This window comes from Brevinematales bacterium (assembly GCA_026415355.1).
GTDB lineage: Bacteria > Spirochaetota > Brevinematia > DTOW01 > DTOW01 > SKYB106.
Genome location: JAOAHF010000002.1, coordinates 50,473 through 65,895, shown reverse-complemented (window position 1 = coordinate 65,895; position 15,423 = coordinate 50,473). Strand labels below are relative to the sequence as shown.

The following is a 15,423-nucleotide window of genomic DNA, read 5'->3' as shown; positions in this document are numbered from 1 at the left end:
AACTTCCTTGTTTGAGAGCTTTAGTTAGTTCGGTGCTGTTTTGTTGAAAAGAGGTAAATTATATGTTTAGGATACTTTTACTTTATGGTGATACTTAATGAGTTGAAGAAAGAAAAATCCAAAATAATTGTAGGTCAAGATGATGTTTTTACTAAAATAGTTGCTTCTCTTTTTGCTGGTGGACATGTTTTGATGGTTGGTGTACCAGGATTGGCTAAAACGCTTTTGGCAAATACTGTTGCTAAGATGTTTGATCTTGAATTTAGGAGGGTTCAATTTACTCCTGATCTTATGCCTGCGGACATTATCGGTTTTGACATAATTGAAGAAGATCCTGAAACTGGGAAAAAAGTTATTAAATTCCATAAAGGACCTATATTTACAAATATTTTGCTTGCTGATGAAATAAATAGAGCATCCCCTAAAACTCAATCAGCTCTTCTTGAGAGTATGCAAGAAAAAAAAGTTACAACCTTTGGAAAAACTTACATACTTGATGATCCATTTTTCGTTATAGCAACTCAAAATCCACTAGAACAGGAAGGTACCTACCCATTGCCAGAAGCACAGCTTGATAGGTTTATGATTCAAATAAATATGCGATATCCTTCTTTTGAAGAAGAGTTGGAGATATGTAAAATAACTCCTGATATTTCAAGGATTACACCTATTGTTGACTTGAAATCATTCTTTGAGTATCAGAGAGAAATTGATAAGGTGTTTGTATCTGATAAGATTGTGGAATACATAGTTAGGATTGTTAGAAATACTAGGCCTTCAGATAGTGATATTCCCAAAGTTAAGGAATTTGTTGATTGGGGAGCAGGCCCTAGAGCTTCTCAACATCTACTCCGTATTTCAAAATCTTTAGCATTCTTAAGAGGAGACAAAAAAGTTATCAAAGAATATGTTGATGAGATTGTGTTTGATGTTTTGAGGCATAGAGTTATATTGAATTATTCTGCAAAAATAGAAAATGTATCTCCAGAGGATGTTATTCTATCTGTTATCCAAAGAGTTTCTTCAAGCATTTAAGATAATTTTGTTTGTACATTCTAATAGTTCTTCTGATTATGTTGTTGATTTTGGAATAGCCTTTTTAGGGTTTATTTGTCAAAAAGGTAAACTAATGTTTCCAATATCTTGTTATCTTTGAAGTTAATTGCTAAGAAAAGTCCTTCGCATCTTTCTACTTTCACTGGTACCTCAAGTACAAATTCACTATCACCAAGCATTATCTTATCTAGTGTTATTATGCTAATGTCTTTGTAATTAGTATTATTAGTTTTTATTAACATACCTGATTTACTAATATCCATTAATGCTCCTTCTACTATTTGGTTATTTATTCTTAGGAATACTTTTGAAGGTTTTTCTAAAGTTAGTCTTGGTGACGTTCTTCTGTCTTCTTGGTCTACATAGTCAAATCTGTCTGTTATTCTGTTTTTTCCTCTTGATTTTGAAAAGTATAGCATTTTATCTGCGGTGTTCATTATTTCATCGAAGTTTTCACCATCAAAAGGAAAAGAAGATATACCAATGCTAGTTGTTATTTGTATATTTTTCTGTTTAAAATACGTTTCAACACCTTCTCTTATTCGTTCTGCTACTATTCTTGCACCTATTCTTTTAGTTTCTGGACAGAAGACCACAAATTCATCTCCACCGTATCTAAATAGCAAATCTGATTTTCTCATATTTGAGATAACTATTTTTGAAAATTCTGATAGTATTTCGTCTCCAAATCTGTGTCCATGGGTATCATTGTAATATTTGAAGTTATCTAAGTCAATTAATATTACTGAGAAGTATCCACTATAGCGTTTAATTCTTTCTATCTCGTAGTTTATTAGTATTTTCATCATGTTGTAGTTGTATGCAAGAGTTTTACTATCTTGTAGCATTGTTTCAAGTAGTCCTATAAATTTTTCCATTTCTATTATCTTTGGATTATAAATTTTGTGATTGTTGAGAAAATAATCAAAACTTATTATTCTTATGTCATAGTTTGGAAATCCCTTTCTTATGTCAAATATGTTTTCCCAGTGATAGACTACTTCTTTGTCACTCATTTCAATACCGAATACAAGTCTGGTAGTATCTCTGAAAAGGTTAATTTTATCCTTTATTGCATTTTTATTGCCTTTAATAAACTCATGATATACTTTTTCGATATCTTTTACGTACTCATTTGATAAAAACTTTTCTTTTGAAGTATAAAGAAAAAATTCTTTTACTTCTAACATATACTTTCATTTTATCAAATAACAATTGAAATTTCAATTAAATTTAAAAAGTAATGGTATCTATAGAAAGTCCTTTTAATTGAGTTAATAAGAAAGAGAAGGTACTCGAATAGATCCGATCCTCAAAAGCGATACTAACTGACCAATATTGTTACCACTAGAATATCAATCTACAATATATAATTTGGTCTTCTTGAAATTCTAGTCAGTCTAAAACCATTATCCAATTTTATGCTCTCTGATATTGTAAAGGTTTCCTTGAGATGATCAACTATATTAGAGTTTTCTATGCCTGATTTTGTGCTTTCCGATCCTGAATCATAGATACCCAAAGGATTAGTAATTTTCCTAACCGTTCCTTGAATTCCGGAAAACACTCTTACCATGTGGTAAAAAATCTTTGCATCACTTAACAAACTTTCTCCTCCTTCAAAACTCTTTACAAAATCAAGAACTTTAGTGCTACGATAGATATCTGCCAGAACTATAGCAGGCGTCCCTTTACCATCCATGACCCCAAGATCCTTTACGTCTTTTATAGTTGCCATGATAACATCTACGTTATCTCTCATACAAGCCAGATGCAGTGGAGTCATACCACTATTGTCTCTATTCTTGCTGTCTGCCCCCTTGCTTATAAGGGGAAGAGCAACATCAGAACTGTTGTAGTAGAACGCATAGTGAAGTGGTGTCCACCCCTGAAAATCTCTAGCATTTATATCTGCCCCTCTTTTTAATAGAATTTCCGCAATTCTTCTAAAATTATTAATACATGCTATGTGCAGTGGTGTCTTTCCTTCAAAATCTACGGCATCCACCCTAGCTCCTCTTCTCAAAAGAAGATCTACTATCTTCTTGTTATCCCTATCCACCGCTATGTGCAGTGGTGTAAGACCATAACTTGTCTTTTCATTAACATCTAGTCCAATATCTACAAGGAACTCAACCATAGAATATTCTCCTGAACCAACGGCATAATGTAAAGGAGTCTGACCATTTTTATCGTCCTTGAATTTAAAGTTAAGTCCTTTTGAATACAAAAACTTGGCTATACTAGTCCTGCCGTAGGAAGCACAATGAGTTGCTAATGTTTTGGAAGATTGTTCATTCTTGAGAATTTCAGAAAGTGTAGAGATAGGTATCTCTTCAATAGTTTTCAGTTCGTCATTCCTTGTAGCACCTAGAATATTTTCCAGATAAAACTCTTCACTTTTCATAACATTCCTCCTTATTATCATACCTCGCTTTTAATAAATTCTTCCAATTCGTCAAAGAATTCATCCTTGAAAAATTTGCTTTTCCATATTCTTTTAAATATTACTGGTCTGAACATTTCAGGATACAGTGCTATAGTGGGAGTTATACCCTTGAAGGCCTGTATTTTCTGGAGATCTTCTATTTTTTGAAGATCTACCTCCACATCTCTAGTGAGAGACTTTTTGCCAGATCCTCCTTCTGGATAATTACCAAAATTCACAAAAACAACATATCCACGATACTCTGGTGGTTGCCCTGAAACATCTTTCAAAAATTGCGCTATCTCCTCTTGTGACCTAAATCTCTCATAGGCTACTGCGTTAGCAAGAGACTCCGAAATAACATAGTAATGTACATTTCCCTGTGAATTTGTGTCTCTAATAGGAGTATAAAAATATGCATGTCCCAACTCGTGATAATACACCGACTCAAAAGATACTTGAAGACTAATATTTTCTTCTTCTGCTTGATTGTATACCCTTTCAAGACATATAAATATGCTTGGATATTCCAGCCTTAGTAATACATTATCATATTTAGGCTCCCCAGTTTCCTTGAAATTAGAGACAAAGACACCTACACAGGGCCTATTTTTTGTCTATCTCTGGTCTTATCTTCGGTTTAGGTGGGCATAACAAATCTATAAGCTCCTTATTCACAAAATACAATGGTGTTTCTATTGCCACATTCATCAAATAATCCAGCTTTGAGACTACACTAACAGGGTATATATCTCTTAGAAAATCTTCATACTTCGTAGAGTTAATATTCTCAACACTCCCAGCACCAAGGTAAATACTCTCATTCTTTCCCATATCAAGACTCCACTACGAGTGTATCATAAAACTCTAAACCTTTATTAGCATTCTTTGTATAAGAGTAATCTGAATACCATGTGCTCATAACTCATCCAAGTAGTTTTTAAATCTTTTCTTTCATAAGAAAAGACAAATAGAAAGTTTTTAATTTATTGTTTGATACTTGAATGAAAAATTGGATAGAATAGGATATGAAACTGGAATACTCAATAATAGGTAAGTTTTCAGATCACCTCCTTTTGGTGTTATTTTCAAAAGAAAGAAAACAGAGAAGCAAGAGATGTTATATACTAAAAATATCCATTTCCATAACCTTAAGCTATTTTATGAAGCATCTCTCAAAAAATTTCAGACTTTATTGTTTAAAAAGGACTTTTCTTGAAAGAAGTTGTTGTTTGAGTGTATAATAAATACTAAATGTTGTGAGGATGGTATGAAAAAAGGAATTCATCCTGCTTTGAAAGTCTCGAAGGTTAGATGTGGTTGCGGTAATGTTATTGAGATATTATCCGTTTTTGATGAGGAATATATAGAAGTTTGCTCAAATTGTCATCCCTTCTATACTGGTAGAAAAAAAATAGTAGATGCTGGTGGTAGAGTTGATAAATTCAAGAAGAAATACAAAGTTAGGTAGTTATGGATAAGTTGGTAGTTGAGGGAGGGATAAAATTATACGGTGAGGTTGAGATTAGTGGAGCTAAAAATTCAGTTCTTCCTATAATTTCTGCTACCATCTTATTAGAAGATGATGTTATTATACACAATGTACCTGATTTAGAAGATGTCAGAGTAATGAAAAAACTCCTTGAAATACTTGGTAAAGAGATCAAATTTTCCAATGGTACGATGGTAATAAAGAGTAAGACTGAGGAACCGTATGAAGCACCTTATGAGATAGTTAAGAAAATACGTGCTTCAATAGCGGTTTTAGGTCCCCTTCTTGCTAAGAGAAGAAGAGCTAGAGTTTCTTTTCCTGGTGGTTGTGCTATAGGACCTAGACCTGTTGATCTACATATAAAAGGGATGCGAATACTTGGTGCTAGTGTTAAGGTAGAGCATGGTTACATTGTTGCTGAAACTGATGGACTTACGGGTGGTTTCGTTAATATGCTTGGTATTAATGGTACTAGTGTTGTTGCTACTGAAAACGTTATGATGGCTGCTACGCTTGCTAGAGGAACTACTGTCATTGATAATGCTGCTATGGAGCCTGAAGTTGTAGATCTAGCTAATTTTCTCATAAAGTGTGGTGCTAAGATAAAAGGACACGGAACTAATACGATAGTGGTAGAAGGTGTTAAAAAGCTAAAAGGATGTGAATACACTGTTATACCAGATAGAATTGAGGCAGGTACTTATATTTTAGCAGGTATGATGACGGGTGGAGAGGTATTACTTAGAAATGTTGAGCCAAGCCATTTAACTGAACCTATAAATGTTTTTAGACAAATGGGTGCAAGAATCGAGACTACTAAAGATACTATACTTGTTAAGGGTATAGATAGATATGAACCTGTTAATGTAGTTACTTTGCCTTATCCTTTATTCCCAACAGATTTGCAGGCTCAGCTTATGGCTGTTTTAACAAAATCAAGGGGTATAAGTGTGATAACTGAAAGAATATTTCAGAATAGATTTGCCCATGCGGCTGAAATGAATAGAATGGGAGCGGATATAACTATAGAAAACGCTTCCGCAATAATAAGAGGTGTTGAGAAGCTTTATTCTGCTACTGTTATGGCTTCAGATTTGAGAGGTGGTGCAGGATTGATAATTGCACTTTTGGGAGCAGAGGGAAAAGGTGAGTTGCTTAGACTCTACCATGTTGATAGAGGTTATGAAAGAATTGAAGAAAAACTTTCTAAACTTGGAGCAAAAGTCTCCAGAGAAAAAGCTGATCTTATATGATTTCTTGGTTTCTTAATTTTTTGAGTATACAAAAGTTACTACTTCAAAAAGGGAAGATTTATCTTGTTTTTCTGTTAATATCAATATTTGTATTTTCTTCTTTTGTTGTTGTAATTCTAGGTGTTAGGAATGCTGTTAATAAAACTGTCGAGGAGAGTATAGGTTCCAAGTTACCACCAGATACTATAAAGGTAACTCCTAGAGTTATACCGAAGACTATATTTGCAGGTGAAGTCAAAGGTTCTAGAATTACTCAAAATGAATACATGAAAATCTCAAGGATAAAAGGTGTTAAAAAAGTTTATAGGGTAATGGAGGTACCTTTTCCAAGTAGTGTTATATTGAGAGTGTTTGGAATAGTTGGTAGATCTGATATGATTACTTATGGTATTGATTATGAGCTTGTTAGAAAAGATATATTTAAGGGGTACTCTTTCAAATATGTGGAAGGAGAAAAGAGTATACCTTTTGTGGTCCCAAAAAGTATAATAGAAGGATACAATCTAGCATTTGCTAGGGGACAAGGTACTCCAACTGTTAATGAAAATATTCTCAAAGGGCTGAAGTTTTCTTTTTTTGCGGGTAAATCGAGTTTCAGAACATTACCAAAGTACTTTGAGAAAGAGGGACAAATAGTTGGTATAAGTGAGAATATACCTGCTTTGAGTATATGTATGCCTATAAATGCTGCTACTTACCTTGCTAAAGAGTTAGTTCCTGAGTACAAGCCAAGTTTCTCAATGTTGTATGTTGAGGTTGTTTCTCATGAGTATGTTAATTCAGTTATCGAAAGAATAAAAAGGATGGGATATGTTATTGAAACTTCAACGGATAAAACTGTTTTTGTTGAGAATATAAAATCATTCATATCTTACATAGTTTTGGGATTGATAATTCTTGTTGGAATATTTGCTGTTGTTTCTGTTTTTATATCAATTATGCTTTTTGTTGCTACTAAAGTTGAGTTTTTGTCACTCCTAAGACTATTAGGAGCAAATAAGTTGTATATTTCTCTTTCAATATCAATATTGATTACTCTTATTGTTTTTGTTTTTTCTCTTATTTCTAGTTTGATATCTCAGAGTGTATTTACTAGTTATGCATCAATTCTTATAGATCAATATGATGTTATTAAGACATTTGTCAAAAAAGAGTTTTTCCAAATTACATCGAGTGATATTCTAGTTCCGGTAGTTTCTAGTGTAGTACTTTCGATTTTGTCTTCTGTATTTGTATCGTTTAGATTTTTAGTTAAAACAGTTTAGAAATAAGTTCGTCTGGTGAAAAGTGATTAATTGATATTTAAGAAGTTTTAGTTAAGTTTTGTGAAAGGTTATGGTAAGCTAATTTAAAGGTTGATAATGGGTTTTTGAGGTTGAATTAATGAGTTCAGAGTTTAGTTGATCGGTGATGTTTTGACTTAAATGTAATACCTATTGCTAAGTTGGTTATAGATTCAGGATTTTGTGTTTGTTAAAAACTTTTGTTGATTTCTTTGAAAACGAAAATTTTAATATGAGGTTTTTGTGTTTTGTTTCTTTAATGTTACTTATATTGCCTTTAGGTTTGTATTCTGAAAGTTTGAAGATAAAAGATATTGCTAGGATAGTTGGTAGTGATAGCATACAGGTTTACGGATATAGTGTCGTTGTTGGTCTTAAGGGAACTGGAGATACTTCAAAAAACTATGCTACTTCACTTTCAATAATAGAGCACTTGAGAAAATTTGGAATAGATATATCTCATACTAATATTCAAATGAGGAATACTGCGTTTGTTTTGGTTTCTGCTAGAATACCTAGTAATTTTAAGAAAGGTACTACTTTCGATGTAAATGTTTCTTCAATATTTGATGCTAGGTCACTTGAAGGTGGATTTTTAATTACTACTCCACTTAAGGATTCTGAGGGTAATGTAGTAGCGTATGCGCAGGGTAGTGTAATAACTCCAAAGGGCAATGTGAAGACAACTGGAATTGTGCCAAATGGAGGATTAGTTAGTGTTGATTTAGGAACTTCATCAATAGATCAAGGTAGTTTTAGATTGTTTTTCGAAAATTTATCTCCTCCTTCTATAAATGGAGTTATTAAATTACTGAAGGAGAATTTTGAGAAAATTAACATAAAAGTTATTGATGTTAACACTTTAGAGATAGAGATACCGCAGGAGTTTCAAGGTAATGAGTTTGATTTTGTATCTAGAGTTATGGATACTGAAGTTAGTATTCCGGACGAGTCTTTTGTTGTTATAGACCAGAGGAGTAGCAGCATAATAATAACCGGTAATCCTAGAGTTTATAATACAAGTATTTCTTATAAGGGAATGAGAATAGAGTTTGGAGAACTAAACTTCTTTGAGAGAGGTGAAGTGTATTATATTCCATCAAATTATCTAAAAGATTTTGTTGATCATCTATCGAAGTTAGGTGTAAAATCTGACGATTTGATTCAAATTTTACTTCTCATGAAGGAGGCAGGAGCTATAAGATCGAGATTTATTGTTTATTGAAAAATGAATTTAAAACTCATATCATAATAATATGAAGATTTTATTGGTTGAAGATAACCCATTAAATATCAGATTATTTTATGATACTTTAACAATGAAGGGGTATGAAGTTGTTGTTGCTATGAATGGTAATGAAGCATTGAATGTTCTTAAAACTATATTACCAGACATTATAATACTTGACTTATATATGCCAGGTATGAGTGGCTTTAGATTTGCTAATACTATATCAAAGGATTTGAAGTATTCAAAAATACCTATAATAGTTGTTAGTGCAAGTTCGTCAGTGTACGATGTTAAAGAGATGGCTTCGTATAATATAAAAGCGTATCTTGTTAAGCCTGTATCTCCTACAAAACTACTCGAAACTGTAAAAAAGATTATAATTGAAGAAGAGCTCAAAGATGTTCCATCTTATGTTTCAAAGTTAAACAAAGATACTACTACTACTACTCAATCATCCATTAGTTCTGTTTCAGATTCTTCGAATCAAGGTAGTTTTGAAAATAGCAGTGTGAAAAAAGAGCTTGAAACGGGTATAAAAGTTTCCGTTGATGATCTTGTTGAAGGTATGGTTTTAGGTGCTCCAATTTTGAAGAATAAAGCTGTGATATATAAAGAAGGTTTTGTGCTTGATGATAAATCAATCGAGAAAATTAAGTCTCTAGGAATACGCGAAGTATATTTAACAAGGGAAAGTTTTGAAAATTTTAGAGATATAATTGGTATCAAAAATGATACCGAAAACTTGAATTTTGATCCATTCAAAGAATTCGATGAGTAGTATGAGTAATGATAGTTTTTATAGCAAATTAGTGGATATACTATCTCTTGAGACAAGACTTGGTAGTGTTTTTCAGGATTTATATTCTTTGCTAGAATCTGAATGGGGTGTCAAGGAGTTTGTTTTTGGAGATTTCGAAAATACAGTATTTGTAGGTAGTCAGGATATTTATTCTAAGTTTGTAGAGTATGTAAGGAATTTGCGTAATTACGAGGTAGGAAAAGAATTTTGTTGTTTCAAATTTGTAGATAGGTACTTTATGTGCTTTGATATTCCTAGTACTGTAGAGAAGGGAAATATAGTTGTTTTGTACCATTTTGTAGATAACTATCTAAGAAACTATGTAAAGTTTGAAGGTATATATAATAGGTTTAAGTATCTGAAGTCACTTGTTTTTGCTATAGAACCTCTAATATACGAAGTTTCTATAAAAAGTGCTTTTTCTCAATCTCTTTTATCACTTGTGACATTTACGGACATAGAAAAATCTTTAGTAGGGATTTTAAGTGGTAATGTAATAAACGTAATATCAAGTTTTGGTGAAGATATTAATTTTATCAAGTCTACAAATATGTTGGAACATGTAAAAAATCTAATAAAGCATAAAAAAGAGGAGTTTTTTTACATGGAGAATGGTAATGAAAATTCATCAAGGCTAGTTGGTATACTACCGTTAGGGGAGTTTGGAGATATTAAAGGTATTTTTGCAGTTTGGTTTAACAAAAACAAAAATTCTATAACGGATATTGACAAAGAAATCTTGAAAGTTCTTTCGTTTGTTATGACACATAGAATAAAATTGCATGAGATAAATACTAGCCTTATAAAGGCTAAGAGAAGAGCTGAAGAACTGTCAAGACTCAAGTCTGAATTTGTTGCTAATGTGTCGCATGAACTTAGAACTCCTCTGAATGCTATACTAGGTTTTGTTGAGTTGCTTAAAATAGGAAGTTTTTCAGAAGAAGAGCAAAAAAAATACTTGGATTATATACTTTCTGCGGGTACTTCTCTTCTTAGTATGATCAATAATATACTTGATCTTTCAAAATTAGAAGCAGGAGCAATGACGCCAGTTTTTACTGATGTTAACCTTTCTGAACTTTTAGATGATGTGAAAAAATACGGAGAAGTTCTAGCTATGAATAAAGGTATTTCTTTATTTGTTTATAATCTTATAGGTGAAGTGTATATAAAAACTGACTATATGATGATAAAATCAATACTTACAAACTTAGTATCAAATGCTATAAAGTTTACTGAGAAAGGATGGGTAAAGGTTTATCTGTACAAGGTAAGAGAGAGTATTGTTTTTAAAGTAGAGGATACAGGAATAGGTATATCAGAAGATGATATTGAAAGGATTTTTGATACGTTCACTCAACTAGAAGAAGTTAGAGTGAAAAGATTTCAGGGTACTGGTATAGGATTGTCTCTGTCAAAAAAGTTTGCTTCTATGATAGGTGGTCAAATAATACCAAAAACTAAAGGAATTGGCAAGGGTAGTATTTTTTATTTAGTTATCAAGAGTACTAACTTAAATCAGAATAATGTGAAAGTGAGTTATTAAATGTTTAGAAACTAGGAATATTTTTTAGCATGAATCAAGAGAATAGGTTCTTTGTTTTCCTTATATATAAACTAAACTACCAGCTTTTACTAAGAGCATCTTTTTTGAATGATCTTCAAGATAGAAAAATTACTTTGTAATTTATTATGGTATTATCTTTTTATGTCCTCGTATCTTTCTGTTTTCTTCTCGACTATTGGTATGACAGATATAGTATGTGTTCCATCAGATGATGTTCCAACGATAGGTATGTTTCTTATTCCGTCTGGTAAGTACATTTTTAGGTAGAATTTACCATCTTTGTCAAGCTTTATTTTTTCTCCGAATATAGTTACTGTTGCATCTGGTTCGGTTTGTCCGTAAACAGTTAGTTCAGTATGTACCTCGAGCCAGAATCCTTTTCTATGGGGTGGTCTTTCTGGTATAGCAAATGAGCTAACAAACTCTGCGGATGATAGGTTAAAAGGTAGTTCTAATGCTCTTATCATCATTCCTGAACCAACAACCTCATGTAATACTCCAAGTCCTGATGCCTTCAATATATCGTCGGTTACTATCATCCACTCTTCATCATAATAAGGTGATATACTTCCTCTTGGTACTCTGACTATGTTAGACCTTGCTATGACTATGAAATTGCCGTCAATTATCACCCCTAAGTCTACGCAATAACTTCTATCATACTCTGGTACATTTATATACCAATTGTTGGTATAGTCATTTACGTATACATCGAAGAAGGAGTTAGCATTTAGCCCATTAAACATTTTTTCTACTCCAGTAACATCATAAACCCTTACTACTAACTGTTTGCCATGTTCCGCTCTTGGCAATAATCCTAGTTCTTCTCTCTTTCTATGTGAGATCTCCCAGTATACATGTGTCCAGTATGGATCTTGTACTAGCAATACTATTTTAGTATCTCCGTACTCGTAAGGTAGTTCTCTAGTTTGCTCTACAAAATATACAACACTCTGTTCTGTTTCATAAATTTGTGATGATGAAATTGTTGTTTCAATACTTTTTTCTATTTGTTCAAGTATCTTTTTAGTTTTGGTAGCTTTTGAGGATGTTTGTTTTCTAGTAGTTTTGGTTGTTGTACTATTTTGTAGAAGATTAATTATTTCATCTTTTGTCATTTTTGAATTAACGCTTAACCCTTTTTCTTTAGCTAGGTCTATAAGTTCGTTTTTTGTCATTTTATCAAGATTTTTCATAAAATCCTCCTAAAATTCTTCTTCCTATGATAGTATAAACTACCTATCTCAAGTTTTCAACAAAACCAAAAAAAAGAAGAATTTGGTTGTATCAACTTTAAGCTTTAGTTATTTGTTGTTTGTTCTTTGAGAGGAGGCTGGTAATACTTTGATAATAAACTAGAGTTTTGTCAGTATATAAGGAGATTTTTATGAAGCTTTGGCAAAAAAGTAATACTCCCATTTTAAGTATAGTAGAGGAGTTTGAAGTTGGAAAAGATTACATATATGATAGCAAGTTGGCAACTTATGATGTAAAAGGTACTTTAGCTCATGTAAAAATGTTAAATAAAATTGGTATTCTTACTGATGATGAGACTAGAAAGGTAGTTTTGGAATTAGAGAGTTTGCTTAAGAAGTTTGAGAAAAGTCCTCCCCAACTAAAGATTGAGGATGAAGATATACATACTTACATTGAGAACTACATAACTTCAGTATTAGGTGATGTGGGAAAAAAAATACATACAGGTAGGAGTAGAAATGATCAAGTTTTGACTGCTATAAGGTTGTATGAAAAGGACAAACTCAATCAGATTATTGAGAAGATCGATATGGTTATCAATAGGATTATTGATCTTTCTAAGAAATACAAAGGTAAACCTTTTATAGGCTATACTCATCTAAGACAAGCAATGCCAATTACAGTTGATTTTTGGTTGAGTTCTTTCATAGAGGCATTTGAGGATGATAGAAAATTCATTAAGTATGTATATGATTTTATTGATAGAAATCCTCTAGGTAGCTCAGCAGGTTATGGTGTCCCTATAACTTTAGATAGAGAATATACTACAAAACTTTTGGAGTTTTCTGATTATATCAGAAACCCTTTGTACTGCCAAAACACTAGGGGTAAGTACGAGAGTATGGTTGTATTTTCACTGGTTGTTCTTCTATCAGATGTGTCTAGATTTTCTAATGATATTATACTGTATTCATCTGATGAGTTTGGGTTTATAAAACTTTCTGATGAGATAACAACAGGTAGTAGTATAATGCCTCATAAGAAAAATCCAGATGTATTTGAACTTATGAGAGCTAAGCCTAAAAAGTTACTTGGTTATTTAGTTTCAGCGATTAGTATAGTGTCTTCTCTCGTCAGTGGATACAGTAAGGATTTACAAGAAACCAAAGAATTTGTGATTGAAAGTCTTGAGGAGACGATCAAGGTTCTTGAAGTTCTGTATGAAGTCTTGGACTATCTACACATAGACGAAGAAGGTGTTTTCTCGAAAATGAAAAAAGATATATTTTCAGTTCATATTTCGTTTTGGGTGATGAATAAATTCAAGATTCCATTCAGGGATGCTTACAGAAAAGTGGGTTCTTTGATACAATCTTACAATGAAGCAAGAGATAAGAGTTTGTTTGAATTACAGCTTAAAGATGATGAAATTGGACTTGAAGTTGCCAATATTCTAAGAATGAGTGTGAAAGAGCTTTACTGTATGTTTGTTAAGTAGAGAATTGATTTTTACAAACATTTTTGGAATGATTTCAACAGAATTTTACTTAATCTAGTTCATCAGAATTTAGATCATGATTTGTTTCTGCTTGAGATTTACTCATTTTCATGATTACTGATGGGTCAAATGCTACGTATCCACCTATTCCTAAGATGTACATACCTAGATGTAAATGTGGTGAAGTTGAAATGCCTGTTTGTCCTATTTTACCTATGATTTGTCCTTTGTTTACTTTTTCTCCAACGTTAACGTGGCGTTCTTTCAGATGAAAATATGATGATATTATACCGTTCCCGTGGTAGATGTATATTGACTCTCCGTTTGCTATAAAATTGCTAGATATTACTACAATACCACTTCCCACTGCATACACATTATCATCGGGTTCATAACTAAAGTCTATACCTCTATGATATCTTATTCTGCCATCTGGATATAACCTAGAAACTCCAAAAGATGATGTTATTCTGTTTGATGATGGCAAAACGAAATCAATACTACTATTTATAAATGTATTTCTGTTGATACCATTTATTGTGCTTAATATATAAGCAGTATCTTTTGCTATTTTTTCTTTTTCTTTTAGAACCTGTTTCGAGTGTTTTGTTAGTTTTAGTTTTCTAGGTTTCTCTTTTATTTTGTCAACATAATCCAAAATAACGTTTGTTTGGAAAATTATGTTATTTTTCTTGTCAAGAACTGTTATAGGTAATGACTTAATCATTACTTCTGGTGGAATTGGTATAAAAGATATATAGATATTTGATATCTGATAAAAAGGAAACTTTATGTTTGTGTTATAAGAAGCAATAGTAAATATATCACTAGCATTTTCTTTGGTAGATATGGTTATTAAATCTCCTGTCGAGTATATTATACTTTTTGAGATTTCGAAGGTTTGAGAATAAGTTAATGGTATTAAAACTACTATTGCTAGTATGCTAATTTTTAGTTTTTTTAACGTTCTCATCTTTGAATCCTTCTTCTCCTATTAGTGGTACAAACCTACAACACACGTCATTGGTAGTTTCAATTGAATTGTGGTGTTTTTTTACGATTACTAGTCTTTGTAATTCAATGCTACCTACAGGTAGGGCTAAAATTCCATTTTCTGATAGTTGATCGACTAGTATTTGAGGTATTTTAGGACATGCAGCACTTACGACAATCCTATCATAAGGGGCATAATCAATTAATCCTTTACTTCCATCACCTATTACTATTTCGAAATTAAGGTATCCGAGATTTTTTAGTCTGTTTTGTGCTGTTATTGCGAGTTCTGGTATAATTTCTACTGAGTACACAAAGTGAGCAAGTTCACAAAGTAGTGCAGTAAGGTATCCACTACCTGTTCCTATTTCTAGTACTTTGTGAGATTTGTTTATATCCAATCTTTTAAGCATGATGAATATCATAGTTGGTTGAGATATAGTTTGCCCATATCCTATTTCGAAGGCATTGTTTAGATATGAATTTTCTTTTATATTTTCTGGGAAAAAATACTCTCTAGGTACTCTATCAAATGCTTCTTCTAGTTTTTCATCTAAGAGGTTTTCAGATTTTAGTAGCCTTTTTAATCTTTCTTTGGATTTCTTTATAAATTCTTCTCTTATCAT

The 15,423-nt window shown here is 32.2% G+C and carries 15 protein-coding genes; 8 read left to right on the top strand and 7 right to left on the bottom strand.

The window, feature by feature from the left end; all coding sequences use genetic code 11:
• Nucleotides 1-84 precede the first annotated feature (84 nt).
• Nucleotides 85-1,035: a MoxR family ATPase gene (locus N2712_00985; GenBank protein MCX8028558.1), complete on the top strand. Its 951-nt coding sequence runs from the start codon at nt 85-87 to the stop codon at nt 1,033-1,035.
• 71 nt (nt 1,036-1,106) lie between these two features.
• Here N2712_00985 and N2712_00980 read toward each other — a convergent pair whose 3' ends face one another.
• The 4 genes from N2712_00980 to N2712_00965 form a co-directional block, all read right to left on the bottom strand.
• Nucleotides 1,107-2,246: a diguanylate cyclase gene (locus N2712_00980; GenBank protein ID MCX8028557.1), complete on the bottom strand. Its 1,140-nt coding sequence runs from the start codon at nt 2,244-2,246 to the stop codon at nt 1,107-1,109.
• Nucleotides 2,247-2,416: 170 nt separating this feature from the next.
• A complete protein-coding gene (locus tag N2712_00975; protein MCX8028556.1) occupies nt 2,417-3,463 on the bottom strand; it encodes an ankyrin repeat domain-containing protein in 1,047 nt (348 codons plus the stop codon).
• Between the two features lie 17 nt (nt 3,464-3,480).
• The gene (locus N2712_00970; GenBank protein ID MCX8028555.1) at nt 3,481-3,927 is read right to left on the bottom strand and encodes a hypothetical protein; all 447 of its coding nucleotides are present in this window, start codon (nt 3,925-3,927) and stop codon (nt 3,481-3,483) included.
• Between the two features lie 163 nt (nt 3,928-4,090).
• A complete protein-coding gene (locus tag N2712_00965) occupies nt 4,091-4,318 on the bottom strand; it encodes a hypothetical protein (GenBank protein MCX8028554.1) in 228 nt (75 codons plus the stop codon).
• A gap of 436 nt (nt 4,319-4,754) precedes the next feature.
• Between N2712_00965 and rpmE the strand changes: the two genes are divergently transcribed.
• The 6 genes from rpmE (at nt 4,755) to N2712_00935 (ending at nt 11,088) form a co-directional block, all read left to right on the top strand.
• The gene (gene rpmE, locus N2712_00960) at nt 4,755-4,955 is read left to right on the top strand and encodes a 50S ribosomal protein L31 (GenBank protein ID MCX8028553.1); all 201 of its coding nucleotides are present in this window, start codon (nt 4,755-4,757) and stop codon (nt 4,953-4,955) included.
• 2 nt (nt 4,956-4,957) lie between these two features.
• Nucleotides 4,958-6,229 carry a UDP-N-acetylglucosamine 1-carboxyvinyltransferase gene (gene murA / locus N2712_00955; protein ID MCX8028552.1) on the top strand — a complete coding sequence of 424 codons (1,272 nt, stop codon included), beginning with the start codon at nt 4,958-4,960 and terminating at the stop codon, nt 6,227-6,229.
• A complete protein-coding gene (locus N2712_00950) occupies nt 6,226-7,494 on the top strand; it encodes a hypothetical protein (GenBank protein MCX8028551.1) in 1,269 nt (422 codons plus the stop codon). The genes murA and N2712_00950 overlap by 4 nt, the downstream gene beginning before the upstream one ends.
• A 250-nt stretch (nt 7,495-7,744) precedes the next feature.
• Complete coding sequence (locus N2712_00945; protein MCX8028550.1) at nt 7,745-8,737, top strand: flagellar basal body P-ring protein FlgI; 993 nt, start codon at nt 7,745-7,747, stop codon at nt 8,735-8,737.
• A 31-nt stretch (nt 8,738-8,768) separates the two neighbouring features.
• Nucleotides 8,769-9,521 carry a response regulator gene (locus N2712_00940; GenBank protein MCX8028549.1) on the top strand — a complete coding sequence of 251 codons (753 nt, stop codon included), beginning with the start codon at nt 8,769-8,771 and terminating at the stop codon, nt 9,519-9,521.
• A gap of 1 nt (nt 9,522) precedes the next feature.
• Entirely contained in the window at nt 9,523-11,088 is a 1,566-nt protein-coding gene (locus N2712_00935) for a HAMP domain-containing histidine kinase (protein MCX8028548.1), read from the top strand.
• Between the two features lie 152 nt (nt 11,089-11,240).
• Here N2712_00935 and N2712_00930 read toward each other — a convergent pair whose 3' ends face one another.
• A complete protein-coding gene (locus tag N2712_00930) occupies nt 11,241-12,305 on the bottom strand; it encodes a DUF4912 domain-containing protein (GenBank protein MCX8028547.1) in 1,065 nt (354 codons plus the stop codon).
• A gap of 191 nt (nt 12,306-12,496) precedes the next feature.
• On the opposite strand from N2712_00930, the gene argH reads away from it, so the two are divergent.
• Nucleotides 12,497-13,804, top strand: a complete 1,308-nt coding sequence (gene argH, locus N2712_00925; GenBank protein MCX8028546.1) for an argininosuccinate lyase — start codon at nt 12,497-12,499, stop codon at nt 13,802-13,804.
• Nucleotides 13,805-13,853: 49 nt separating this feature from the next.
• Here argH and N2712_00920 read toward each other — a convergent pair whose 3' ends face one another.
• Together N2712_00920 and N2712_00915 are read right to left on the bottom strand one after the other, a co-directional pair.
• Nucleotides 13,854-14,777 (bottom strand): M23 family metallopeptidase, encoded by a 924-nt coding sequence (locus N2712_00920; protein MCX8028545.1) that lies wholly within the window; start codon nt 14,775-14,777, stop codon nt 13,854-13,856.
• The gene (locus N2712_00915) at nt 14,749-15,423 is read right to left on the bottom strand and encodes a protein-L-isoaspartate(D-aspartate) O-methyltransferase (protein ID MCX8028544.1); all 675 of its coding nucleotides are present in this window, start codon (nt 15,421-15,423) and stop codon (nt 14,749-14,751) included. The genes N2712_00920 and N2712_00915 overlap by 29 nt, the downstream gene beginning before the upstream one ends.

Excerpts from the sequence above, each read along its gene's own strand:
- N2712_00985 (MCX8028558.1), top strand. The coding sequence starts at position 85 with ATGGTGATACTTAATGAGTTGAAGAAAGAAAAATCCAAAATAATTGTA.
- N2712_00980 (MCX8028557.1), bottom strand. The coding sequence starts at position 2,246 with ATGTTAGAAGTAAAAGAATTTTTTCTTTATACTTCAAAAGAAAAGTTT.
- N2712_00975 (MCX8028556.1), bottom strand. The coding sequence starts at position 3,463 with ATGAAAAGTGAAGAGTTTTATCTGGAAAATATTCTAGGTGCTACAAGG.
- N2712_00965 (MCX8028554.1), bottom strand. The coding sequence starts at position 4,318 with ATGGGAAAGAATGAGAGTATTTACCTTGGTGCTGGGAGTGTTGAGAAT.
- rpmE (MCX8028553.1), top strand. The coding sequence starts at position 4,755 with ATGAAAAAAGGAATTCATCCTGCTTTGAAAGTCTCGAAGGTTAGATGT.
- murA (MCX8028552.1), top strand. The coding sequence starts at position 4,958 with ATGGATAAGTTGGTAGTTGAGGGAGGGATAAAATTATACGGTGAGGTT.
- N2712_00950 (MCX8028551.1), top strand. The coding sequence starts at position 6,226 with ATGATTTCTTGGTTTCTTAATTTTTTGAGTATACAAAAGTTACTACTT.
- N2712_00945 (MCX8028550.1), top strand. The coding sequence starts at position 7,745 with ATGAGGTTTTTGTGTTTTGTTTCTTTAATGTTACTTATATTGCCTTTA.
- N2712_00940 (MCX8028549.1), top strand. The coding sequence starts at position 8,769 with ATGAAGATTTTATTGGTTGAAGATAACCCATTAAATATCAGATTATTT.
- N2712_00935 (MCX8028548.1), top strand. The coding sequence starts at position 9,523 with ATGAGTAATGATAGTTTTTATAGCAAATTAGTGGATATACTATCTCTT.
- N2712_00930 (MCX8028547.1), bottom strand. The coding sequence starts at position 12,305 with ATGAAAAATCTTGATAAAATGACAAAAAACGAACTTATAGACCTAGCT.
- argH (MCX8028546.1), top strand. The coding sequence starts at position 12,497 with ATGAAGCTTTGGCAAAAAAGTAATACTCCCATTTTAAGTATAGTAGAG.
- N2712_00920 (MCX8028545.1), bottom strand. The coding sequence starts at position 14,777 with ATGAGAACGTTAAAAAAACTAAAAATTAGCATACTAGCAATAGTAGTT.
- N2712_00915 (MCX8028544.1), bottom strand. The coding sequence starts at position 15,423 with ATGATAAGAGAAGAATTTATAAAGAAATCCAAAGAAAGATTAAAAAGG.